The following is a 24,289-nucleotide window of genomic DNA, read 5'->3' on the forward strand; positions in this document are numbered from 1 at the left end:
GTTCATGAAGATCGTCCATGCCGCAAGCGAGTTGTTTCCATTCGTAAAGACCGGGGGGCTGGCCGACGCGGTCGGGGCCTTGACTGAAGCGCTCGCTCAGCGCGGGCATGAAGTGGCGGTCTTCTTGCCGGGTTACCGGGCGGTTCTGGAGCGGCCCGAGCTGGCCGACGCCACCCGGATTCATTCGCTCGGGATCGAGATGGGCGACCAGGTTTTCCGGGGAGAGGTGTTGGCGAAGAAGCTCGGCAAGAACCGGACGTTGTACCTGATTTGTCGCGACGAATGGTTCGACCGGCGGTTTCCCTACGGCACTCCGGCCCGCGATTACGAAGACAACGCGGAACGGTTCATCTTTTTTGCCAAGGCGATCGTCGAGGTGTTGAGCCACCTCCGGTTCAAGGCCGACATCGTGCATTGCCACGATTGGCAGACCGCCCTGACCCCGTTGCTGCTCCGGATCGAAGAACGGCGGCGCGGGGCGTTTCTGGCGGGCAAGACCATTTTCACGATTCATAACCTTGCTTTCCAGGGGATCTATCCGATGCGGGTGTTTCCATTGACCGGGTTTCCTGACGAATTGCGCGGCGTCGACGGGCTCGAGTATTACGGGCAGGTCAACTTCCTGAAAGCGGGCATCCTCTTCTCCGACTGGATCACGACGGTCAGTCCGACCTATTGCCGGGAGATCCTGACTCCGGAGTTCGGTTGCGGACTCGAAGGGGTGTTGGCGACCAGAAAAGACGATCTGTTCTGTCAGTTGAACGGCATCGATTACGACATCTGGAATCCGGAAAAAGACAAGTTTTTGCCCGCGAAATACTCCGCCAAGGACCTGTCGGGCAAGGCGGACTGTCAGAAGCGGTTGTTGAAGGAGTTGAAACTGAAGCCGAAAGGGAAAGGTCCGGTATTCGGAATGATCTGCCGGTTCGCCGAGCAAAAAGGGACGGAGTTGCTGCGGGCCTGTATCGATTTTTTCCTGACGACGGACAGCCGTTTGATTCTTCTCGGGAGTGGGAATCCGGATTACGAACGTTGGTTGGCGGAGTTGGCCCAGGCTCATCCGGAGGTGGTCAGCGTCAACACCGGGATGAACGAGAAATTGAGTCATTGGATCGAAGCCGGATCCGATTTCTTTCTGATGCCGTCGATCTTCGAGCCGTGCGGGTTGAATCAAATGTACAGCATGCGTTACGGAACCCTGCCGTTGGCCAGCCGGGTGGGAGGATTGGCGGACACCGTGATCGACGTCGACGCCCATCCGAAAGAAGGAACGGGTATTTCGTTCCCGCCGACCCGGACCGGATTCGCCGACGGATTGGAGCGGGCGAAGGCATTGCACGAAGACAAGAAGCGGATGGATCAGACGATCCAGCGGGCGATGGCCAAAGATTTTTCCTGGGAAAAGGCCGCCGCCGGTTACGAGAAACTTTACGACAGTTCGTTGTGAACGGCGGAGGCTGCCCGGAAATGCGGTGCTCAGGGGTTCGGCAATGAGGTAACATCCCGGCTTTCGCCGGATGTTCGCTGTAGTCGGATTGGCTTCGCCGCCCGACAGCTGCGGTTGGGACGATGGGTGGAGGTTTGATGTCGGGCGTCGCGGGTTGGTCGCGTGGGTTGTCGGAGTATCGGACGCCACGGGGTGGGGCGGCGGAGCCAACCCCACTACGGGGGGAGACGGCGAGGGACCATCGAGTGAAAACTCGATGTTACGGGGAAGTCTGCGCTGAATCCCGGCTTTCGCCGGATGTTCGCCGTAGTCGGGTTGGCTTCGCCGCCCGACAGCTGCGGCTTGAACGATGGGTGGAGGCTTGATGTCGGGCGTCGCGGGCGGTTCCGTGGGTTGCCGGAGTATCGGACGCCACAAGGTGGGGCGGCGGAGCCAACCCCACTACGGGGGGAAACGACGGGGCCATCGAGTGAAAACTCGATGTTACGGGGAAGTCCGCGCTGAATCCCGGCTTTCGCCGGATGTTTGCCGTAGTCGGGTTGGCTCTGCCGCCCGACAGCTGCGGTTGGGACGATGGGTGGAGGTTTGATGTCGGGCGTCGCGGGCGGTTCCGTGGGTTGCCGGAGTATCGGACGCCACAAGGTGGGGCGGCGGAGCCAACCCCACTACGGGGGGAAACGACGGGGCCATCGAGTGAAAACTCGATGTTACGGGGAAGTCCGCGCTGAATCCCGGCTTCGCCGGATGTTCGCCGTAGTCGGGTTGGCTCTGCCGCCCGACAGCTGCGGCTTGGACGATGGGTGGAGGTTGGATGTCGGGCGTCGCGGGCGGTTCCGTGGGTTGCCGGAGTATCGGACGCCACAAGGTGGGGCGGCGGAGCCAACCCCACTACGGGGGGAGACGACGGGGCCATCGAGTGAAAACTCGATGTTACGGGGAAGTCTGCGCTGAATCCCGGCTTTCGCCGGATGTTTGCCGTAGTCGGGTTGGCTCTGCCGCCCGACAGCTGCGGTTGGGACGATGGGTGGAGGTTTGATGTCGGGCGTCGCGGGCGGTTCCGTGGGTTGTCGGACATCACGGGGCGGGCGGGAGAGTAGCCTTGAAAACGGCGCCCCCTTCGGGGGCGTTGTGGGCGGTGAGTTCGCCGCCGTGTTTCTGGATGATTTCTCGGGAAATCGCGAGGCCGAGGCCCAGGCCGAAATGGGTGGCGTTGGTCTTGGTGGTGAAGTTCGGTTCGAAGATTTTTTCAACAAACCCGGGAGGGAGGCCGGGGCCGCTGTCGGTGATGCTGACGTATGCCCAGCCGTTTTCCTCGGTGCCGCAGGCGATCACCAGTTTTCCTTGATCGTTCATCGCGTCACAGGCGTTGACGATCAGATTGGTCCAGACTTGGTTGAGCTCTCCGGAATTCCCGGAAACCGGAGGGGTCTCCGCCAGTCGAAGGTCCGTATCGACGTCTTTGAGACGGTTTCCGACGATGACCAGGGTGTCCTGGATCCCGGCGCGGATGTCGACGGGCTCGGTCGCGTCGGTTCTGCCCCGGTTGTAGTTGCGGAGGCTGACCACCAGGCGACTGATCCGGTCGGCTCCGAGTCCGATGGAGCGCAGGTAGTAGCCCGTTTCGAAATGGAGGAGCGCCTGCAGGGCGGTTTCTTCGGTTATTTGGGGCTTTTTCCATCCGCTTCCGTTGAAAGCGAGCTGCAGGAGATCGTCCGGCACGATCGCGAGCCGACGGAGCAGGGGGCGGGGGAAATCGGGAAAGCGGTTTTCGAGGGATTCCATCCGGGTCCGGCGTTGCATGCTGTCGGGCACCGCGCTGCTCAAGCCAGCTTCCCAGAGCCGAATCGCGAGGTCGGCATCGCGGGCCGGATGGGCGATGGCTTGGCGGATGCTTTCCCGCAGATACTCGACAGAACGGCTCAATGCGCCGATCGGGTTGTTCAATTCGTGGGCGAGGCCGGCGGTGAGTTGGCCCAAGGTCGCCAGTTTTTCCTGGTGGACCAAGCGATTGCGGGTCTGGCGGAGTTCCGCCAGCGCCGCCTTCAGGTCCGCCCGCTCCTGCTCGAGTTCGCGGTTGATCGTGGCGATTTTGAGATGGAGTTGGACGACGCCGCGATAGCGGAAGGCGAGGTTGCGTTCCGTGACGTGGTAAAGATGGTGGTAAAGATCCGGATACGTTTCGCGAAGCTTCTCGAATTGGTCCCAGGTGAAGATGATGGCGCGGACCGACGTGGCGGCCACCGCCGTGACATAGACCGGTTGTCGCGAGATGTAGGATACGATCCCGAGCAACTGCCCTTCGAGGTGGTCGACTTCGATGTTTTCCCCCGCGTCGTTTCGTTTGCGGAGGGCGACGCTTCCTTCGATGATCAGGAGGAGCTTTCGGGGGTTGTCCCCTTCCTTGAAGAGGGTGGTTCCCTTTTCGAAGCTGACGACGGAGCCTGCCAGCGTCGGATCGGCGGCGATCACTTCCTGGATCGCCGCCAACGTTCCCCGGCGGTTGGAGTTGTCGGATTCGGCCACTGAATCAATCCAATGGATACGGTCTCACCAACGGTCGCGCTTGTGGAGGTGTTCCGACAGGCGGACCGCATCCAGGCATTTCATGAACGGGAGCGGATCGATGTTTTTCTCGATCACGTAATCGGTCAGCAACTCCCTCGCGACTTCCAGCAACCGCTCCTGGGTCCATGGTTTGTCGAGGTAATACCGGATGCCGGCTTTGTTGATCGCGGTGACGGTATCTTCGAGTCCGGCCTGTCCGGTGAAGAGGACCTTTTTGGTGTCGGCGGTTTCGGGCCGCCGGCTCAGCTCCACCAGGAGGTCGACGCCCCGTTCGCCGGGCATGATGTGGTCGCAGAAGATCAGGCCGACTTCGTTTCCTTTGGCGGCTTTGATCCGGTCGATTGTTTCCCGCGCTTCCTTGGCGGAGGCAACGGTTTCGACATGGAAGCATTCTTCGATCGGGGCTAGGTCGCGGGCGACCGCTTCAAGGACGTCGATTTCGTCGTCGACGCATAAGATGTGGATCTTGCTCATACTCGTTTCGGTTGAGGTTTTTCGACCGGATCACAACACATGCGGCCAGTAGATGCGGGAAAGGATAATGGCAAAAATCACGCCGACAATCCCGATTATCACGCCGGCTTTCGCCATGTCGGCGGTCCGGACCAAGCCGGTGCTCATGGCGATCGCGTTCGGAGGAGTCGAGATCGGAAGGGCCATCCCGTGGCTGCAGGCCACGGCGATCACCACCGCGATCACCAGCAGGGCGAGGTTGTCGCCCAGAACGCCGGTGGCGGCCAAGCTGATCGCCAACGGGATCAACAAGGTCGCGGCGACGGTGTTCGAAATGAAGTTCGAAAGACCGAGGGCGACCAAGCCGAAGACCGTCAGCACGCCGAGCGCGCCGAGGGCGTCCCACCCGATTTGCGAAATGAACCACTCGGCGAGGCCGGTGTCTTTCATCGAAATGCCGAGCGAAATGCCCCCGGCCATCAGCCAGAGAACTTCCCAGGAAAGTCCGCGGATGTCGTCCTTCTCCAAGACCCGGCAAGCGGGGAGGACGGCGATCGGGAGGAAGGCGACCACGTTGCTGGAGATCCCGTGGACCGCTTCGGTCATCCAGAGAATCACCGTGGTGGCGAAGACGATGTAAAGGACGAATGCCTTCGGCGACCGGTTGAATTTTCCGGAAAGGTCGACATGGACCTCCCTTTGCATCGGCGGATAAAGCTTCATCAGAAGCCACCAGGTGAAGAGGAGCATCAGGAGGACCAGCGGCACCGCCATCTGCATCCAGTCGGTAAAGGGAATGTTGATACCGCGCGACTGGAGGGCGCCGATGACCACCGCGTTCGGCGGGGTGCCGATCGGGGTGGCGATCCCCCCGATGTTGGCGGCGAACGGAACGGCGAGCGCGATTCCGATGCGGAAGCGGTCTTCCGGTTTGAGTTGGGCGACGATCGGAATCACCACGGTCATCATCATGGCGGTGGTGGCGGTGTTGCTCATGAAGGCCGACAACATCGCCGTGACCAGCATCAACCCCATCGCGATGAAGATCGGCCGGCGGCCGAACGGGCGGAGAATGATCCGGGTGATGTTGCGGTCGAGCTCGTATTTCACCGCCGCGGCGGCCAGGACGAATCCCCCGAGGAAGAGGATGATGATCGGATTGGCCAGCGTATTCAGAAAAGTAGTATAACTCGGAGGACGGAAACCGGTGATCCAGTGGGTCGCGTCGGTGACGACGGAAACCTCGGCGTTAAGTTCGGCGGCGCTCACCTGGACCCGGCCGTTGAGTTCCTCCCGGATCTGCACCCGGGCGGGTCGGACCTGGTTGTCCGGTTGCAGGAGAAAGATCCGGTTGTCGGCGTCGAGGGCGGCGGCCGGGATCTCCCAGACCTGTTCCGCCACCGGTTCCGGATGCACCGCCGGGACGTCCGCCAACTGGACAATCGGTCCCTGCACGCTCAGGAGCAGGATCTGGAGGAAAATCACCAGCATCGAGGTGGCGTAAATCGGAATCGGCTCCAGGATCCAGAAGATGGCCGCCATCAAAAAGATGCCGAGGGTGATGTTCGCCGCCAGCGGCAACCCCGGGACACCGATGAGAATGGGCGTGACTAGGCCGATGAGGCCGAGCGTCAAGGCAACAAGGGTGAGTTTCTTCATGTATCGATGCTGATCGCAGCCGAAAACCGGTCGCCTCCGGCCGCTCGTTTCGAAGCCGCTCCGGCCTTGCGCCGGACGCGAACTCCGAAAAGTTTTCGGTCTGTGACCGCAATCGGAGGCGACGGCATTTGCCGCTTTTCGTGCCCGTCCCGATTGCCAACCACCAGATTCATCGGGACCAAGTTAACAGGTTGGGGTTCGGATATCTATCCGTTTTTTGCGGTTCCTTCTCCATCGATTGCATCCGGCTCTATCGGGCGATCATCCGTTCCGGATGGACGGCGTTTTCCACGCGGCCGATTTCAAAGGCGGTGATGTTGTCGATGGTGGTGGCGGCGATGTTTTGCACTGCCTCGCGGGTGAAGAAAGCCTGGTGGCCGGTGATCAGGACATTCGGGAAGGTCAGGAGCCGCATGAAGATGTCGTCCTGGATCACTTTTTCCGACAAGTCCTCGAAGAAAAGGTCGCCTTCCTCTTCGTAAACGTCGAGACCGAGGTATCCGATTTTTCGCGACTTCAACCCCTCAATGACCGCGCAGGTGTCGACGAGTCCGCCCCGGCTGGTGTTGATCAACATGACGCCCGGCTTCATTTGATCGAGTGCTTTTCCGTCGATCAGGTGGTGGGTGTCGGGGGTGAGCGGACAATGCAGGGTCACGAGGTCGGATTCGCGCAGGAGGGGATCCAACTCGACGTTTTGCACGCCGAGTCGTTCCAGGTCCGGGTCAGGATTCGGGTCGTGGGCGAGGACGCGGCAGCCGAGGGCGTGCAAGGAACGGGCGACGAGAGCGCCGATCTTTCCGGTGCCGACCACTCCGGCGGTTTTCCCGTGGAGGTCGAAACCAAGGAGGCCGTCCAAGGCGAAATTCCCCTCGCGCACCCGATTGAAGGCGCGGTGGGTTTTCCGGTTCAAGGTCAGGATGAGGGCGAGGGTGTGTTCGGCGACGGCGTGCGGGGAGTAGGCGGGCACCCGGACAACGGCGAGGCCGAGTTTCTCGGCGGCGTTGAGGTCGACATGGTTGAAGCCGGCCGACCGGAGGGCGATCAAGCGGGTGCCTCCCTGGGCGAGGATCTCGAGCACTTCGGCGTCGAGGACGTCGTTGACGAAGGCGGCGACGGCTGGAAATCCGTCGGCGAGCGACGCGGTTTTGGCGGTGAGTTTCACCTCCAGATAAGTGAGGGCGTGGCCGGCCTCCCGGTTGGCTTGGTCGAGAAATTCCCGGTCGTAAACCTTGGTGCTGAATACCGCGACTTTCATAGCGTACGACTACACCCGGAGCCGGAGACAGGCAAGAGGGAAAGGGGGGAACTTGAATCCGGTTCGGGGAGTTTTTTAACCACTAATAAACACTAATGAACACTAATTTATCCTGAAAGCGGAGTGATGAATCCCGTGAGTGAGGTTTTTCCCTTTTGTATTCTTTGCTACCTTCTGTGGGAATCCTGTGGGGCGACGCTTTTCCAGAAGTGTTCGGCGCGGCGGGCGAGGATTTCCTGGCAGCGGGCGAGTTCGGCGCGGCGAGCGGCGAGGTTTTCCTCGGCGATTTGGGAGAGGTCGTCGATGTTGTAGAGAAAGACGTTTTCTAAATCCGACGCGGCTCCCTCGACGTCGCGGGGGAGGGCGAGGTCGATCAGGAAAAGCGGTTCGTAACTCCGGCTCCGCATTGCCGGACGGAGGAGGTCGCGGGTGATGATCGGATCGGGCGACGAAGTGGAGCAGATCACGATGTCGAACTGGCCGAGGGCGCCGCGGAACTGTTCGTAGGGAAGGGCGTTGCCCCCGTATTGGTTGGCCAGATCCATCGCCTTGTGATCGGTGCGGTTGCAGACGGTTAACTTCGTGGCGCCCCGGCTTTTCAGGGCGGTGATGGTCCGTTCGCTGATCTCACCGGCGCCGACGACGAGGATCTTGCAGGTGGCGAGATCGCCGAAAATCTTGAGCGCCAAGTCGACCGCGACGGTCCCGACGCTGACCTGGCCTTTCCCGATCGAGGTGTGGGTGCGGACCCATTTGGCCGATTGAAAACTTTTCTGGAACAATCGATTTAGCAACGGCCCCAAGGCGTTCTCCTCGGTGGCGGTCGAATAGGCGGCTTTCACCTGGCCGAGGATCTCGGTCTCGCCGATCACCAGCGAATCGAGTCCGGAGGCGACGTCGAACAGGTGGCGGACCGCGTCGCCGTCGCGCCGCTCGAAGCCGTAGCGGTCGAGCGCTTCCGGGGCGAGTTGCTGGGCGTGGCAAAACGTCTCCCGCAAGGCCGCCGCCCCTTGGCCGTCGTGGGTGACGGCGTAGAGCTCGGTCCGGTTGCAGGTGTTGAGCAAAGCGACTTCGCCGACGCCGGGAAGCGCTTTCAACTTGCGGTAAAGCTCGCTGATCCGGTCCGCCGGGATGGCGAATTTTTCGCGGATTTCGATCGGAGCGGTCTGGTGGCTGGCCCCGAGGTTGATGATGGATCCTGTCGCTCGCTGCATGTCAGGCTAGAGAGTCGGCATTTGAGTATTTCCCCTTCGGCACGGGAAGGAAGGAAGACCACTTACGTGTCATCGTCCCTCGTAGTGGGGTTGGCTCCGCCGCCCCACCTTCCGAAAGGGTCCGAGCGTCGGGAAACCTGCCCATTCGATCATCGACGTGCGGCACCATCTTCGGCCGGTCGCTCACGCCGCTGTTGTCGGGCGGCGGAGCCAACCCGACCACGGCGATGAAGTTCCGGGTATTGAAAAAAGTTCCCGGATGGCTCACTTCTTCCGGGGCCTCGGTGGTGAAATGGCTGGCGGTGACCGGCCAGATTGAAGCGAGGGCGACTACGAAAAGGAGGATGCAGGTCCAAGCTAGCGTGTGGGCGACGACCCGGCGGCGCCAACGGAGCCAAGCCAGGACCAGGTAGGCAACCCAAATTCCGATGGTGACGGTCATCTTCGGCCAATCGACCGTGCCGATATCGCGCGCCCAGTAGATCGAGCCGAGGACGAGCGACGCGGTCAGGATCGCCACGCCGGTCAGGAGGAGCCGCAGGATCATTTGGTCGAGTTGGATCAACGACGGGAGGAACGGGGACATCCCTTTCAGTTTCTTCCGTTTCAAACTGTAATTCTGCACCAAATACATCGCGGCGGTCAGGGAGAGGAGGGCGAAGACCCCGTAGCTGAAAATCGCCAGCGCGGCATGGAGTTCGATCCAGACGTTGGGACCGAGGACATGTTCCCGGCGGCCGATGTCCCAATCCGGGATCGATAGCGAAAGCACTCCGAGGGCGGCGGCGAGGCCGGAGGTGAAGAAGCCGAGCAGGCTCATCCGGAAGACCGGTCCGACCGCCATGTAAAGGAGGACCAGCGACCAGACGACGAATTGGATGATCTCGAAGGTGTTTCCGAGCGGGCAACTGCCGATCTCGAGGCCGCGCAGGTAAAGTCCGATGGTTTGGGCGGTGAACCCGGCCAGGACGATCGCGAAAAGCGCCGGACGCGAATGGGTCCGGGCGCGCACCAGGAACGACAGGGCGAAGACGAACCCGATGGTGTAAAGCGCCGTGCCGGCCCAGAGCCAGGAGCGGTCGCCCAGTGAGAGAAAATCGAACATTTGCCGGTTGAATATGGGAATCGAAGGAAATCTGTCAAAACCCCGCCGGTTTAGAAACGAAAGGAATCGTCCGCGCCGCCCGGGGGAAGCGGAAAACAGAACGCAACAAACCGTTGATGTCCAGTCTCCGGCGGGGAAATTCGCCTCCTTTCGGAAAAAATAATTTGAACCAACCCTCCGATTTTGGAGACTATGAAGGCTTCCATGCAGACACACGGCCCCAAGAGAGTTTACAACCTGAACGCCCTGGAGTTCTGGTTCAACAAGCTGACCCGGAGTTGGGAACCGTTCTTCCCGGGGCGGAGCCTCGAGATGGGCCGGCGGCTTTACCGCGAGGGGATGGTGCGCGAGATCGAACTCGGCGAGAACGACGCCATCATCCACTCCAAACTCGACGGCAAGGAGTGTTACGCCGTCATCGATTGGAGCAACCAACGCCCCTCGACCCGGGCGTCCGTCGAGGAAAACACCCTCGGCCAGGCTCTCGCCATCGCCGGTCTCTACGAGATCGAAGAGATGGTGATTGATGAAATTTCCCCGCTGCCGGCCGACGCCGAGGAACCGCCCGAAGGGGTCCGGCGGTTGGAGGAACGCCTCGCCGAGGTGAAAAAGGAGGAGGCCCCGGGCCGGGAGTTGCACCTGAAATTCAGCGTCGAACCGGCCGGACTCGTTTTCGAAGGGCATTGGGTCGGGGAGGACGGCGTCCGCATCCCGGCGCTCGGCCATGGGAGCAACGGCCACCTGGTCGCCTCCGAACGGGAAGCGGTGATCCGCCTCGCCTCGTTGTCGCGCAAAGCTCATTTTCGTTTTTGCAACGACTCCCAACGCTATGTCTTGGAGGAAGTTCCAAACATCCAAGGGTTCTTGAAGCAGGATGTCAAAACCTGGCAGAAATTCTTCCGGATCGAAATGGATCCGTCGGTGACCAAGCTCCAGGAGCGGGTGAAACCGGTCGAAGTGGAGGCCCGGGCCCAGGTCCGCCGGGGCGATTCGAGCGGGGTGCTCACTTTGGAGTGGATCTTCCGGGCCGGCGAGAAAATGCTCTCCAGGAAGGACGCCGAAGCCTTGTTGAAGGGGAACGGCGAGACGGTCCTTTTGCCCGAAATGGGTTTCGTTCAACTCAGCCGGGAAAAGTCGGAGGCGGTCCGCGATTGGAAGGGAAAAACCACCTCGAAAAAAGAGCAGACGATCCCGAAATACCTCTTGATGTCGCTCTTCGCCGAAAACCGGATCGACATCCAGGCCGATCCGGAGGTCGAGGCATGGCGCAAACAACTCCTTTCGACTCCGCGCAAACTTTCCAATCTCCCGGACCATCTCCGCAATTACCAACGCCAAGGGGTGCAATGGATGGCCCACCTGTGCGACTGCGATTGCCATCCGTTGCTGGCCGACGAAATGGGATTGGGGAAAACGGTCCAGGTGATCGCCCTGATCGGCTCCCGTCCGGTCGAGCCGGTCCGGCATCTGGTGGTCGCCCCGGCGAGCGTGATCCCGGTTTGGCAAGGCGAGTTCGCCCGTTTCCTGCCGGACATGCCGGTCCATGTGTTGAAAAGCGGTTGCACCTTCGCCGACGACGACGCCGCGCCGGGGATCTGGCTCGCCAGCTACACCCAGTTGCGCCGTCACTCCGACCTGTTGAAGAAGGTCGAATTTGGCTACGCTGTTTTGGACGAGGGACAATTGATCAAGAATCCCGAAGCCAAAATCGCCCGATGCTGCTCCTCGATCCAGGCGAAACACCGCCTGGCTCTGACCGGCACGCCGCTGGAGAACCGGCAACTCGACCTCTGGTCGCTCTTCCATTTCCTGATGCCCGATCTTCTCGGGTCGCGGGCCGGTTTCGAAGCCGCGCTCGCCGCCGATCCCGAGAATTTCCTCCGCCGCCTCCGGGCGCAGGTCGCTCCCTTCGTCCTGCGGCGGACCAAACAAAAAGTGGCCGCCGAGTTGCCGCCGAAGATTGAGAGCACCCTGACCGCCCCGCTCACCGACCGCCAGCGCAACGAATACGGCCGCATCTGCCGCGAAGGGCTCAACCGGTTGGGAGACGACCTGTCCGACACCATGCGGGAACGTTCCTTCGGACTCTTCTCGCTGTTGACCCGCCTGCGCCAAGTCTGTTGCGACCCCGGCCTACTCCCGTGGTCGAACGATCCGTGGGAGGAAAGCGGCAAGATCCAGCTCCTGTTGGAAAACCTCTCGGCGGTGGTCGATGGCGGCCACAAGGTGGTGATTTTCAGTCAGTTCGTCGCGCTGCTGAACCGGGTCAGCCAGGCCCTGGATCTGGCCCATCCCCAAATCAAACGCTTCACCCTGACCGGTGCCACGACCGACCGCCAGGCGCCCGTCGAGGAGTTCCAATCCTACGACGGCCCGGCGATCATGTTGATCAGTCTCCGCGCCGGCGGCACCGGGATCACGCTCCACGCCGCCGACTATGTTTTCCTTCTCGACCCCTGGTGGAACCCGGCGGTGGAAGCCCAGGCGATCGACCGGGTCCACCGTATTGGTCAAACCAATACGGTCTTCGTTTACCGCATCGTCACCGGGGGCACGGTTGAAGAGCGGATCCAGGGATTGAAGGAAAAGAAACGCGATCTCTTCGAGTCGGTCATCGGCGGCATGGGCGGCGTTTCCGATTTAAAAGACACCTTCGCCTCCCTCCGCACCCTGATCGAACTCGGCGGCGAAGGCGGCGAGCCTTAAGAAAACCCGTAGCTCATCCCAGTCATGCCGTTGCACGAAGAACACGACGACGAAGAAGACGATTTCGAGTGGAAGGAGGAGGACGAGGATGAAGTCCCCGAAGGAAAAGGGGAGGACCTCTCCCGCATCAACCGGATCGCCCCCTGGGTTTTCCTCGGCCTGATGACCGTTGGGGTCATTTATTTCCTGATACGATTCTTCGGCGCCCTGCGCGAATACTTCGGCGGGTAAAGAAAGCAGAATTTCCCTCAATCCACTGCTGTTTCCACAGAAGCCAACATTCGGGCTGCGGGGAACAACATCGAGTGAAACTTGGCTTTCGAGGCGGAGCCTCTTTGGAGTGCTCCGCGTCCCCGCGGAGCTTTCGTGCGCGCGGAATAGCTCCGGCCGTCGGATGACTGTCGAGCGCGCGGCTACCTCCGACCATTCCGAAAGCGGTGCGGGGACGCACCGCACTCCAAAGCGCTCCGCGCGAAAAGAGGAAGCAAAGGAAGACAGCTCTAGTTCTTCTTCCCCCTTCGCTCCCTTCTGTTAAAAAATCCGGTTCCTGAGCCTCTTCTTATCTGCGGCTATCTGCGCCCATCTGCGGTTCCACTCTTGACTCTCGCGTGGTCGGTGCAAACGTCTGGACAAGAATCCAATGGAAAAGAAACCGTTTACCGAACTGGGGCTATCTCCCTCAATCTTGCAGGCAGTGGCCAAAATGGGCTTCGAAGAAGCCTCGCCGATCCAATCGGCGGCGATTCCCCCGCTGATGCGGGGAGTCGACCTGGTGGGACAATCCCACACCGGCTCCGGCAAGACCGCGGCCTTCGGCATACCGGCGATCGAGCGGATCGACTTCAAGTCGAACGACCTGCAAGTCCTGGTCCTCTGCCCGACCCGCGAACTGGCGGTGCAGGTGGCCGAGGAGGTCAACCGGCTCGCCGCGTTTTCCCGCGGTTTCCACTCTATTCCGATTTACGGCGGCACCGCCTACGACCGCCAACTGCGCGCCTTGCGGAGCGGGGTGCAGATGGTCATCGGCACCCCCGGCCGGGTGATGGACCACATCGAGAAGGGGACCATGAAGCTCGACAAGCTGAAGATGGTGATCCTCGACGAAGCCGACCGGATGCTCGACATGGGCTTCCGCGACGATATCGCTTTCATCCTCGAACGGGCTCCCGAGCAGAGGCAGACCGTCTTCTTCTCGGCGACGCTCCCGAAGGCGATCCGGGATCTGATCAAAACCCACACTGATTCGCCGGAAACGATCAAGATCGAGGACAAACCGCTCTCGGTTCCGGCCATCGAGCAGATCTATTATGAAGTCGCCCGCCGGTCGAAAGTCGAAGTTCTGACCCGCTTGATCGACCTCAACGACATCAAACTCGGGATCATTTTTTGCAGCACCAAGGTGATGGTCGATCAATTGACCGAACACCTGCTGGCCCGCGGTTACTCCGCCGACCGTTTGCACGGGGACATCAACCAGACCGGGCGCGAACGGGTGATGAACCGGTTCCGCCAGGGGAAACTGGAGTTCCTGATCGCCACCGACGTGGCGGCCCGCGGCATCGACGTGGAGAACGTGGAGGTGGTGTTCAACTACGACCTCCCGAACGACGGCGAAGATTACGTCCACCGGATCGGCCGGACCGGACGGGCGGGCAAATCGGGCCGCGCGATCACTTTCGTCGAAGGACGCGAAATCTACCGTCTGCAAAACATCATGCGCTCGACGAAGATGAAAATCCGTCGCGAGCGGGTTCCCTCCCTCGACGAAGTCGAGGAGAAGCGGACCAACCAGTTTTTCGACCGTTTGCGCGGGTTGCTCGTCTCCGGCAGTTACCGCAAATACGACGGCCTGATCGACCGGCTCCTCGATCAAGGCTTCGCTCCGACCGATATTTCATCGGCCCTGATTCACCAGATGATCGGCGCTGAGTCGGCTCCCGGGGAGGAAATCGTCGAAGACGCCCCGCCGAAAGCCGGTCGGGAGAAAGGGAAGTCGGCCAAGGAAAAAGGGAAAAAAGGAAAAGCGAAAGGCGCGGACGAATCGGATCGGTTCGAACGCCCGGAACGCCCCGCGCGCCGCGGCCGGGCCGAGGAAGGCTGGCGCCGCCTCTTCATCAACGCCGGACGCCGGATGAAGATCGGACCGGGCGAAATCGTCGGCGCCATCACCGGCATGACCGGATTGAAAGGCGACATCATCGGAGCGATCGCGGTCTTCGACAAACATCTCTTCGTGAACATCTCCGAAGAGCATGTTTATACCGTCATGGAAAAGCTCGACGGCATCCGGATCAAAGGCCGCCGGATCAACGTCGAACTCGCCGACGAGTAGAATACGAACCGCGGATACTCAGGAACTGCAGATAATTAACCGCAGATTTCGCAGATATACGCAGATAGCTGAGGAGCGGCGTGATTTATCCGCCGTCACAGTGCATCCGGTCTTTTTATCTGCGAAAATCTGCGCCCATCTGCGGTTCGCTGTTTGTCGTGGTGATGCTACCTGTTCCGCAAAATTCCAACCGTGCATTCGTGACTACAAACCAAGCCGGGTGGCATGCCAGGAGGCTTCGGCCCGGCTCGAGATACCGAGCTTTCGATAGATCGCTTTGACGTGACTGGCGACCGTGCAGTCAGCGATCCCCAAATGCTGCGCCACGTCGCGGTTGCGCAGTCCCCGCGAAATCAGGCTCAGTACTTCTTTTTCGCGCAGACTTAGTGCGCTGTCACAGTTCGTCGCGGGCCCGGTCAACCGAAAGTGGTCCATGATTCGGCGTGCGATCGCAGGAGACAATACCGGCTCGCCGTCCGCGAGTTGCAACAACTGCCGTTTCAAGATTTCCGGCGCATTTTCTTTTAGCAGGTAACCCCCGGCACCAGCGGACAAGGCGGCCACGATATTCGCATCGTCCCCCAGCACCGTAACGATGACACACGCCGTGCCCGGGCTTTGCGCTCGCAAATGACGAAGCACGTCGAATCCGGACCCATCAGGCAAGCCGAGATCAATCAGGGCCAAATCGAAAACGGACGTTTTCGCCAACCGCAACCCCTCCCTCTGATCCGGCGCCTCGGTCATAAAACATCCCGGGAACGCTTCGCTAACGATCGCCGCCAGCCACTTCCGCGTTTCTCTGACATCTTCGACAATGAGCACGTGTTTCATATCGTCCGCTCCAAAATCTCATGACATGGCAGTTCTGCAATCAAACCGAACGCCCCGTCGCGACTCTCAATCCGCAACTTCCCGCCTAAATCCGCTACACGCGTGCGCATGTTGGTAAGACCATTGCCTGTCCTCTGCGTCGTCGGGTCAAAGCCGGTCCCATTGTCTACGATCTCCAGACAAAGGGTTTCGCGGCGCCGGCTGAGATTGATTCCGGCGGAGGAGGCTCCGGAATGTTTGATGATGTTGCTCACCGCCTCTCTCACGATGGAGCGCAAGGCATGACGCTTTCTTGGGTTCAGCGGAAGCGATTCCCTCACAGAACTCGTCCAGGAAAGAGAGATTCCGGCGCCAGCCAATCGCTCGCCGGTTTCATAGCGGATCTCAGCGAACGTTTCCTCGAAGGTGCTCCCGGACCCTGACGCATCGTTAATAATGTCGCGAAACTCCGTCAGCGTCTCCCGGATCGTGGCGTCTTTTCCGTCCGTGTCGCGCCGATGAAGGGCGGCCATTAATTGAGCACCGATGTTGTCATGCATATCGCGGGCGATCCGCTGCCGTTCCGCCGCGACTCCTTTCTCATAGGCGGCACGGCTTTCGGTGGCATGCCTCAACATCGTGGTCAGCTCTTGGGCCAAAGCGACATCCCGGGGCGAAAACAGTCGGCGGCCACCCCCGGCAAATTCCATCCGCAGCGGCGGGATTGGGGGGATCCCCGGCACTTTCATGACCATGCCGTCTCCCATGGCCAGGACTTTGTCAATGCGTTCGTCGCCCGGTTCGATTTTCAACGGATTAAAAACTTCCCGCAACAAGCGCTCCCATCGCTCCGGCTGATCCGCATCGCCGGGAGGAGCGAGAGCCACGTTCATCACTTGTCCAAAGAGATCCTCCGGCCGAATGCGGCGCCGTTCAACCAGACGCCGCCATACGAACGCGCGCGCGGGAAGCCAGAAAAGCCCACAGACCAACAGGGCCAAACTGAGCGACAACTCGGAGGAAAGATGCAGCCGCATGACAAAAACGAGGTCCAATACGATCAACAGTAGCACCGTCGCCGTCCAGACCACGATTCGCCTCCACCAATCGCCCAACTCGAAAAGCCGGAAACGTAAGATCCCGAACGCCAATCCGCCATACACCAGCAAGAACAGCAAAAAGGCGTATCCTTGAAGTGGAGACGTATCGACTCCGAATAGCTGGGGGAGGAGAATGAAAAGTGCAAAAAGCAGCGTGCCCGCCATCCACGAAATCAAAAACCATTGCAGCACCGCCCGGCTGACTGGATCTTTTCCGGTCCGAGCCCAATGGACCGCGGCGAGCGCGAAGGTCGAGATGACCCCAACCATCACCAGAAAGCGCCGGGCAAATGTCATCGACTCAAACACCTCCGCTTGTTGAGCCAAAAACCAGCCGATATACAACAACACGATTCCCGCCCCGATCCAGGCCGGAGCAATACGTCTCGGATAATGCAGCAGAAGGGCGACAAAACTCCCCGCAAACAAGCTGCCTCCCAAAAAGTTCAGATCGTTCAACCACTGGAACAACATCCCCGGCAGCGCCATTTCCCGCGTACTATAAACCGCGGCCAATGGCGCGAAGGTGAGGGTAGCTGCGCCGCTCAGCAATAAGTAACGCGCGCTCATGTCCCGCGATCGAAACGCAAAAACACTCGCCGCCACCAACCATCCCGCGCAGCCCACAAAAACCTGCACCCAAAACTCGACCGGCAAAGAACCTATCGGGCGGCCTTCCCGCACCGGATGTACGATATGCCGGACTCCATCGCTTCCAGTAAAAACAATCTCCGCCGACTCTTGTATCCGCGAAAGGCGCTCCTGGCGCTCCAAAAAGCGGCGATAAATCGCATACGTTCCCATCGCGCCATCAGGCTCTGCGACCAGATCCAACGGCTCCAACACCATGGAATCCCTCGCTCCCGCGACCTCTGAAATCACGGTGCCAACCGGTATGGCCGCGCCCGGGCCCTCCGCGCGTCGGACCACCACACCTCCCGAAGGGTCTCCCGACAGCTGCAATCCCACCCACGGCCGGTCCAGGGCCAGAAACGTGACGCCGGCCGTCACCGTCAAACCAATCAGTAAGGCGGCTGCCATAATCGTCAGGGGTGGCAGCCTCGGCAGGCGAACGTGAATCCTCGTCGTTTTCATGATCCGGGCAATGGTTTTGACGCAGTCAAATCCTTTTTGAGCAATTCCAACCAAGCGTCCAACCAAAATTAGCCACGCCCCGAACAAAATATAAGGAGATTCCCCTATTCAGGGGATACCCTGCCTCCGCATTTTTCGTAAGATCCTCCCCTTCACGATCATCTTAGAGGCAACGATCCATCGTTCTCTGGATGCCAAGCCACAAATTTCATGCTCTGTCTCAGAATGACGATATCCGCTCGTATCCTCCTTTCTTCCCTCCTTATCCTTTGCGCAAACAGCCACGCCCAAACATGGGAGGACATCACCGACAACGTTGATGCCACGCTCGTCTCCTCCCGCGACGGCATTATTAGCGACGGAACCCGCCTCTATGCCCTGGCCGGGCCGGACGGTTCCGGCGTGGTAGTGAGTGAGGATGGGGGAACGACCTTCACACCGATCAACACGGTGGCGGGAGCCGGCTACTCTTTAACGGATGCAAACGGGCTCAACGCCCTGCGCTTCGCCAATGGCGAGGTCTGGGTTTCAGGATCGAGCGGCGACGCGGCGTTCAATTACCTTCACCGTCTCACTCCCGGGACCACCGCCTGGCAACAGGGGTCGACCAGCGGTTTTCCGCCTCCGGCGCAGCTCGGCAGCTTTGGCGCGATCGACGACGTGGTTTTCGATCCCGTCAGTTCGCTTTACTACAGCATCGCCCAGCTTGGCGGCGTGTGGGTGTCGGCGGATGGCCAGTCCTGGACGCAGCGTACGACGGGTTTTGGCGGTTTGGGTGCCCCTGCCTCGCTCGCCGTGGTGGACGGCAAGGTCTTCGCCATGCGCCCGTTGAGCGGCGGTCCGCACGTGACGACCGACGGCGGCCTAACCTGGACGCCGACTTCGCCCTTTTCCGGCTCCGATGGCGGGCGTCTCACCCGCACGGGCGACTCATTGACCTTCATCGTCCCCGGCGTCTCCTCCAGCTCGGTTGTCCACACCACCTCCGACGCGGGCGCGACCTGGCGGACGGGCGCCGGGCAGCCCCCGGGCATGAGCGGCAATCTCAGCGGCGACGGTCAACTGCTCTTCACCCGCACCCAAACTTCTCGTCTGTTGTTTTCAGCCACGGGCGGCCTTTCCTGGCAGGACCTGCCGACCGACGGTCTCCAGCTCACCTTCCCCGTCTGGCCGGACACGAACGTTATCGGCGTCCAGATTCCGGAGCGCATCGAGCGCCATGGGGACACGCTTTTTATCCTTTTGAGCGAGATTGTGAGCGCGTCCTACAGCACCGTCACCAAACTCTACCGCCTCGACCTCACCGGCTTCGATTGGAGACCGGAAACCGTTATCGTGGATCAACCAGTCGGCCGGGGTAACTTCGTCGGCGGGAGCGTCACGCTCGAAGTCTTTGCCGTGGGGGATAATTTGACCTACCAGTGGTTTCACGGGGAAACGTTACTCCCCGGCGCGACCAGTCCGACTCTCGTGCTTTCCGATCTCACCGTGGACGACGCGGGTGCTTACCATGTGGTGGTCACCGGGGATCGCGGCGTCGCCACGAGTCAAACCGCAAACGTAGAAGTGCGGACCGAGCGCATCGATGGCGAGTTCGACCTCACCTACGAGCCGGAAGTCACCGACGGCGGACACATGCACTTGCTCGCGGATGGAACCATCCTGCGCGTACGCACCTCGGCACCTTCGTGGATCGCCCGCATGGATGTCGATGGCAATCCTCTCGGCATGCGCGGCCTCAGTGCCGGCCTGCCCACCCAACAACAGTTCTCCCCGCGATTTCACCTCATCGACGAGGAGGGCCGCCTGATCGTGGCCGGCAACGTTGCCGGGAGCAACACCGCCGCCAACCAGCGGCTGCGCCGCTTTGATCCGATCACGCTTGAGGACGATCCGACTTTCCCTCTCTTCGGCGGCTTCGATTCCACCATCAACGGACTCGCCGAACTCCCCGGCCGCGGCTACCTCGTCAGCGGACAGTTCAACAACATCGGCGGAGTCCCCGTCAGCCGCGTCGCTCTGATTCGCTACGACGGCACCCTGGACCCCGACTACGCGACCGGCATGACTCTCACTCCGCAGGGCCTGATCGGCGGGGTGGAGGGCACCGCCTACATTCGCGGTGACTTTGGCGGCACGCCCTACTTGCGTCTTGTCCGGCTCGACCGGCGCGGTCAGATCATGGCGGACTTCCCAGCTTTTACCGATAGTGTTGAATTCATGGACCGCCTGTCGGACGGGCGAATCGTGGTGGTGACGAGCTGGAATAGCAACCGGACGCTCCGGATCCTCCTTCCCGACGGCACGCCAGACCCGGTTTACACCTCGGCTGGGACTTTCAATGACCGGATCTTCGCTGTCGCCCTGCAGCCGGACGGCAAACTTATCGCGACCGGCCAGTTCACCCAGTTCGCGGGCCAGTCGGCCCGCGGGCACATCCGCCTCCTCCCGACCGGCGCGCGCGATCTGGATTATCACGCTACAACCAGTTTCACCGGCAGCATCGTTTTCTCCCTCAACATCAATTCCGCCCTTTACCTTCCGGGCTACGTTTTCCTCGTCAATTCCGGTGACGCCACCGCCTTCCAGGGTTACACCGGCCTGGGTTCCGGTCCGGTTCGCGTTTTCGCGCAGGAACCCGATCTGGCCATCCTGCGCCAGAGTCTTTCGCGTCAGGAATCTCCCGGCGGTGATATTACCCTGAGCGTTCACGCCCACGGCAGCACAGCTGTCAGTTATCAATGGTTTCTCGACGGGGATGAGATTCCCGGCGCGACCGGCGCCACACTTTCCCTTGCCGACCTCGATGCAACCATGACCGGCGTTTATACCGTGCGCCTGGTCAACGACTCCGGCACGATCTTCAGCCAACCGATTCATGTTTCCCTTTTCGGCGCGCCCGAACTGCTTGTGGCGCCCGTCGCGGCAGATCTTCTCACGGGTGAAAATCACACCCTTACTGTGGAGGTCGATGGGGCCACCCCGATCGCTTACCAGTGGCGGCTTAACGGAGTGGACATCCCGGGGGCGGACGGTTCTTCGCTCGCCTTGACCAACGTCCAGCCGGGCGAAGCCGGCTTCTACTCGGTTTTTGTGAGCAACGCCTTCGGCCACTTCAGCACCGACCCCGTGGAAATCACGGTCAACACCATCACCGGCGCCCGCATCACGACCTTCCAGGCCAACGCCACCAGCGGCCAGGTAAACCATGTCTTGCGCCGTCCTGATGGCGTGCTCGTCGTCGGAGGCACCTTCACGACCATCGGCGGGGCCTCCGCCAACCGTTTCGCTTTCCTCGATCCCGAAACAGGAACCCAGGTCCCCGGTCTCAACCACGGCGGCTTCAACAGCAACGTCAACGGTATCGCCGTGCAGCCCGACGGTAAGGTGATCGTCGGCGGTCAGTTCACCAATGCCTTCAATTCCGGTCGCAACCGCCTGGTCCGTTTGAAACTCGACGGCAGCGTGGATACCTCGTTCAACGACGGCGGCGTCGGACCGAGCGCGACGGTCACTGCGCTGTGGACGCTCGGCGATGGCCGGATCATCGTCAATGTCGGTTCCGGCACCTACAACGGAGTTAATCTCGGCACCCTGTTCCGCCTCCTGCCCGATGGCACGCCTGACCCTACCTGGGTTGGCGGCAGCGGACCCAATAGCGCCGTTTACACTCTCCTCGAAGGCCCGGGCGATGTCCTCTACGTCGGCGGAGCCTTCGGCGCCGTCCATGGAGTCAACAACACGTCCTACTTCGTCCGTATCCTGCCCGACGGCACCCTCGACGCCGCTTACAACGCCACCCGCGCGACGTTCGACTACTTTGTGCGCGCCGTCGCCCTCCAGCCCAACGGCAAGCTCCTCGTCGGGGGCGATTTCAATAATGCTGGGGGCTCGAATCCCGCGTACCGGAAGATCGCGCGTCTCCATCCGGATGGAACCGTTGACACGTCGTTCACCGCCCACTCATCCGTTAACACCAGTCACAACGTTTTTGCCCTGCAACTCCTTCCCGGGGGCAAGATTCTCCTCGGAGGCACCTTCCAGTCCTGGCCGGGCATCGGTTCCAACATCGCCGGTCAGCGCCTCGTGATGCTCCGGCCTGACGGCTCCGTCGATCCGTTCTTCCGACCGGGCAACACCAATAGCAATGTCCACACCCTGCTCGCGATGCCGGATGGCCGCGCCTATGTCGGGGGCGCGTTCACCACGCTTGCCGGCGGCAGCGGCCCCAGCGCCAACCGCCTCGGCATCCTCACCATCGACGCGACCGACCTCGCCATCCTGCGTCAGCCCGCCCCGGTGGTGGCCGATCTCGACGGAACCGCTGAGTTCTCCGTAGATGTCTACGCGGACGGCGCGGTGACGTATCAATGGTTCCACGACGGCGTGGTTCTCCCCGGCGCCACGAGCGACACCCTTACACTAACCGGACTCACCCGTGACGATGATGGTTTCTACACCGTTCTCGTAACCAACACCGACACCGGTTCGGAGGAAATGAGTTTGTCCGCTCGTCTCATCGTGCTCGCCGAACCAGTCATCCTGACCCCGCCCGCCGCCGTCACCGCCGCGCCCGGCGGCAGTGCCGCCTTTGTCGTCGAAGCCATCGGCGCGGGAGAGCTGAGCTATCAGTGGTTCCACGACGACGAAATCGTCCCCGGTGCCAACGCCGCCACGCTCGTCATCACCGGAACCTCCGCAACGGACGTTGGCTTTTACCATGTCGTGGTGACCAACTCTCTTGGCTCGGCCACCAGCCAATCGGTCGCTCTTTCCGTCTCAGCCATCATCGGCGACCTCGATCCCACATTGGACATCGGTCAGGCACCCAATGGAGATATCACCGTCATCACCCCCCTCTCTTCCGGCCGCATCGCTGTGGGAGGCGGCTTTACCAGCTTCGGCGGGCAACCCCGCAGTCGCTTCGCAATCATCGAAGCCGATGGCACGCTGGTTGACCTGGAAACAAACCCGACCTTTCCCTCGCAGGTCAATACCATCGTCGAACAGCCCGACGGCAAACTTCTCGTCGGCTGGGGTACCGGCACCACCGGCGGTTACCGGCGGCTCCATCCCGACGGCGTCACCGATGGCACGTTCACCGCCGGCACGATGCTCACCAACTGGATCGAGATCAACGACACCGATGCCTACATTGCCGGATTTGTCGCCTTCGGGCAGCCGTCGATCCGCCGTGTTTCGCTTGCGGATGGCGCCATCGACACCACCTACGCGGCAAACGCCGGTGCCGCCGGTTTCAACGGACGCCAGTCCCATGGCCTTCATCTCCAAGCTGACGGCAAGCTGATTGGTCTCCATAACCTTGGCGGAGTCATCCGCCTCATGCCCGCCGGCACCGCGGATCCCTCCTTCTCCGCTCCTTCGTTGAGTGCCATCCCGCGCAGCGTCCAGCGTGCCTCTGACGGAAAATATTGGATCGCCGGAGATTTCACTTCGGTCGACAATGTCTCTAATCGCCGGTTTGTCACGCGCCTCAACTCCGACGGATCCCTCGACAACAGCTATGTTCATGAACTAGCAAGCTGGGGTCCGGCCTATGGGGTCGTCGTGATTGGTGCCGAAGCTTATGCGACGGGCGATTTTACCTTCACGGCGGGCAGCGAAACCTGGCGCGCGTTTGTCCGGTTGTCCGCCGCCGATGGAAAGGTGGACCAAACATTCGGCCCCTTTGTCACCACCGGCTCCGGTCGGTCCATCGCCCGCGATGCACAGGAAAACATCCTCGTTGGGCTAAACTCCCCCCGCCGTCTTATTCGCGTGACCACCCGCTACGATGGCGAGTTTGCCATTGTTGGCCAGCCTCGCTCTCTCACGGTGGCGCCCGGCGAACGCGCCGCCTTCTCCGTTGCCTGGGTCGGCGGCGGCACGCCCGCCTACCAGTGGTTCCACAACGACGACCCGATCCCCGGAGCCACCGCCCAGGAACTCGTCATCCCCGCCACCGCGGAATCCGATGTCGGCAGCTATCACGTCATCGTGACCATCGGCGGGGAGATCTTGACCAGCACCGCTGCCACGCTAACCGTGGGCGAAGGTAGCGGCAGTCTGGATCCGTTCGCGGATTGGATCGCCGGATTTGATCTGCCGGCGGACGCACGCGGTCCGTTTGACGACGCGTCGAGAAACGGACGCCCGAACATTCTCCAGTATCTGCTCGGCAACGATCCCTCCTCCAATGCAGTCCCCCCCATTTTCACCATGGAGGTCGAAGAAGAAGGAGCGGTGACCTTTTCATTCCGAACGGCAAAAGAGGCATCCTGGGTTCCGTTCACCCTCCAGGCCACGCAGGATCTCTCCAATTTCAACGTCGGCCTGCCCGCCAATATTCACAGCGAAGGAGAGGATGAGGCCTATCATTACTGGTCATCAACAATCGCTCCCTCCGATCCGGCCAAAGGCGTTTTTGTCCGTCTCCTCATCACCCTTCCATAAAGCGCCCACCGCGAAAAACGGAGCCGGAGCAGCCTCACTACTTTGGCTCCGCAGCGAGTTAACCGCAGATTTCGCGGATATACGCAGAT

The 24,289-nt window shown here is 61.0% G+C and carries 14 protein-coding genes; 5 read left to right on the forward strand and 9 right to left on the reverse strand.

Going from position 1 to position 24,289, the window contains the following annotated elements; translation table 11 throughout:
* Window positions 1-4 precede the first annotated feature (4 nt).
* Entirely contained in the window at window positions 5-1,447 is a 1,443-nt protein-coding gene (gene glgA / locus ACWUI2_RS09250; RefSeq protein WP_486982570.1) for a glycogen synthase GlgA, read from the forward strand.
* Between the two features lie 1,074 nt (window positions 1,448-2,521).
* Here the strand turns inward: glgA and ACWUI2_RS09255 are convergent.
* From ACWUI2_RS09255 to ACWUI2_RS09285, 7 genes are all read right to left on the reverse strand, one after another.
* Entirely contained in the window at window positions 2,522-3,970 is a 1,449-nt protein-coding gene (locus ACWUI2_RS09255; RefSeq protein WP_486982571.1) for a sensor histidine kinase, read from the reverse strand.
* A 24-nt stretch (window positions 3,971-3,994) separates the two neighbouring features.
* Window positions 3,995-4,486, reverse strand: a complete 492-nt coding sequence (locus ACWUI2_RS09260; protein ID WP_486982572.1) for a response regulator — start codon at window positions 4,484-4,486, stop codon at window positions 3,995-3,997.
* A 30-nt stretch (window positions 4,487-4,516) separates the two neighbouring features.
* Window positions 4,517-6,124 (reverse strand): SLC13 family permease, encoded by a 1,608-nt coding sequence (locus ACWUI2_RS09265; RefSeq protein WP_486982573.1) that lies wholly within the window; start codon window positions 6,122-6,124, stop codon window positions 4,517-4,519.
* Window positions 6,121-6,297 carry a hypothetical protein gene (locus ACWUI2_RS09270; protein ID WP_486982574.1) on the reverse strand — a complete coding sequence of 59 codons (177 nt, stop codon included), beginning with the start codon at window positions 6,295-6,297 and terminating at the stop codon, window positions 6,121-6,123. The genes ACWUI2_RS09265 and ACWUI2_RS09270 overlap by 4 nt, the downstream gene beginning before the upstream one ends.
* Before the next feature lie 77 nt (window positions 6,298-6,374).
* Window positions 6,375-7,382 (reverse strand): 2-hydroxyacid dehydrogenase, encoded by a 1,008-nt coding sequence (locus ACWUI2_RS09275; RefSeq protein ID WP_486982575.1) that lies wholly within the window; start codon window positions 7,380-7,382, stop codon window positions 6,375-6,377.
* A 167-nt stretch (window positions 7,383-7,549) separates the two neighbouring features.
* Window positions 7,550-8,596 (reverse strand): glutamyl-tRNA reductase, encoded by a 1,047-nt coding sequence (hemA, locus tag ACWUI2_RS09280; RefSeq protein ID WP_486982576.1) that lies wholly within the window; start codon window positions 8,594-8,596, stop codon window positions 7,550-7,552.
* Between the two features lies 1 nt (window position 8,597).
* Window positions 8,598-9,701, reverse strand: coding sequence for a cytochrome C assembly family protein (locus tag ACWUI2_RS09285; protein WP_486982577.1), 1,104 nt, complete (start codon window positions 9,699-9,701; stop codon window positions 8,598-8,600).
* Between the two features lie 204 nt (window positions 9,702-9,905).
* On the opposite strand from ACWUI2_RS09285, the gene ACWUI2_RS09290 reads away from it, so the two are divergent.
* The 3 genes from ACWUI2_RS09290 (at window position 9,906) to ACWUI2_RS09300 (ending at window position 14,739) form a co-directional block, all read left to right on the forward strand.
* Window positions 9,906-12,407 (forward strand): DEAD/DEAH box helicase, encoded by a 2,502-nt coding sequence (locus ACWUI2_RS09290; protein ID WP_486982578.1) that lies wholly within the window; start codon window positions 9,906-9,908, stop codon window positions 12,405-12,407.
* A 24-nt stretch (window positions 12,408-12,431) separates the two neighbouring features.
* On the forward strand, window positions 12,432-12,638 hold the full coding sequence (locus ACWUI2_RS09295; protein WP_486982579.1) for a hypothetical protein: 207 nt from the start codon (window positions 12,432-12,434) through the stop codon (window positions 12,636-12,638).
* A 409-nt stretch (window positions 12,639-13,047) separates the two neighbouring features.
* Window positions 13,048-14,739 carry a DEAD/DEAH box helicase gene (locus ACWUI2_RS09300; RefSeq protein WP_486982580.1) on the forward strand — a complete coding sequence of 564 codons (1,692 nt, stop codon included), beginning with the start codon at window positions 13,048-13,050 and terminating at the stop codon, window positions 14,737-14,739.
* Window positions 14,740-14,943: 204 nt separating this feature from the next.
* On the opposite strand, the gene ACWUI2_RS09305 is transcribed toward ACWUI2_RS09300, so the two are convergent.
* Together ACWUI2_RS09305 and ACWUI2_RS09310 are read right to left on the reverse strand one after the other, a co-directional pair.
* A complete protein-coding gene (locus tag ACWUI2_RS09305; protein ID WP_486982581.1) occupies window positions 14,944-15,573 on the reverse strand; it encodes a response regulator in 630 nt (209 codons plus the stop codon).
* A complete protein-coding gene (locus ACWUI2_RS09310; RefSeq protein ID WP_486982582.1) occupies window positions 15,570-17,693 on the reverse strand; it encodes a sensor histidine kinase in 2,124 nt (707 codons plus the stop codon). Before ACWUI2_RS09310 ends, ACWUI2_RS09305 begins: the two co-directional genes overlap by 4 nt.
* Window positions 17,694-17,972: 279 nt before the next feature.
* Between ACWUI2_RS09310 and ACWUI2_RS09315 the strand changes: the two genes are divergently transcribed.
* A complete protein-coding gene (locus ACWUI2_RS09315) occupies window positions 17,973-24,200 on the forward strand; it encodes a hypothetical protein (RefSeq protein ID WP_486982583.1) in 6,228 nt (2,075 codons plus the stop codon).
* Window positions 24,201-24,289 lie beyond the last annotated feature (89 nt).

It is taken from the genome of Verruconatronum alginivorum (genome assembly GCF_056590205.1).

What these genes read in the sequence shown, in the direction of transcription:
- hemA (WP_486982576.1), bottom strand. Translation starts at nt 8,596, where the DNA reads ATGCAGCGAGCGACAGGATCCATCATCAACCTCGGGGCCAGCCACCAG.
- ACWUI2_RS09295 (WP_486982579.1), top strand. Translation starts at nt 12,432, where the DNA reads ATGCCGTTGCACGAAGAACACGACGACGAAGAAGACGATTTCGAGTGG.
- ACWUI2_RS09290 (WP_486982578.1), top strand. Translation starts at nt 9,906, where the DNA reads ATGCAGACACACGGCCCCAAGAGAGTTTACAACCTGAACGCCCTGGAG.
- ACWUI2_RS09270 (WP_486982574.1), bottom strand. Translation starts at nt 6,297, where the DNA reads ATGAATCTGGTGGTTGGCAATCGGGACGGGCACGAAAAGCGGCAAATG.
- ACWUI2_RS09310 (WP_486982582.1), bottom strand. Translation starts at nt 17,693, where the DNA reads ATGGCAGCCGCCTTACTGATTGGTTTGACGGTGACGGCCGGCGTCACG.
- ACWUI2_RS09315 (WP_486982583.1), top strand. Translation starts at nt 17,973, where the DNA reads ATGACGATATCCGCTCGTATCCTCCTTTCTTCCCTCCTTATCCTTTGC.
- ACWUI2_RS09305 (WP_486982581.1), bottom strand. Translation starts at nt 15,573, where the DNA reads ATGAAACACGTGCTCATTGTCGAAGATGTCAGAGAAACGCGGAAGTGG.
- ACWUI2_RS09265 (WP_486982573.1), bottom strand. Translation starts at nt 6,124, where the DNA reads ATGAAGAAACTCACCCTTGTTGCCTTGACGCTCGGCCTCATCGGCCTA.
- ACWUI2_RS09260 (WP_486982572.1), bottom strand. Translation starts at nt 4,486, where the DNA reads ATGAGCAAGATCCACATCTTATGCGTCGACGACGAAATCGACGTCCTT.
- ACWUI2_RS09275 (WP_486982575.1), bottom strand. Translation starts at nt 7,382, where the DNA reads ATGAAAGTCGCGGTATTCAGCACCAAGGTTTACGACCGGGAATTTCTC.
- ACWUI2_RS09300 (WP_486982580.1), top strand. Translation starts at nt 13,048, where the DNA reads ATGGAAAAGAAACCGTTTACCGAACTGGGGCTATCTCCCTCAATCTTG.
- ACWUI2_RS09285 (WP_486982577.1), bottom strand. Translation starts at nt 9,701, where the DNA reads ATGTTCGATTTTCTCTCACTGGGCGACCGCTCCTGGCTCTGGGCCGGC.
- glgA (WP_486982570.1), top strand. Translation starts at nt 5, where the DNA reads ATGAAGATCGTCCATGCCGCAAGCGAGTTGTTTCCATTCGTAAAGACC.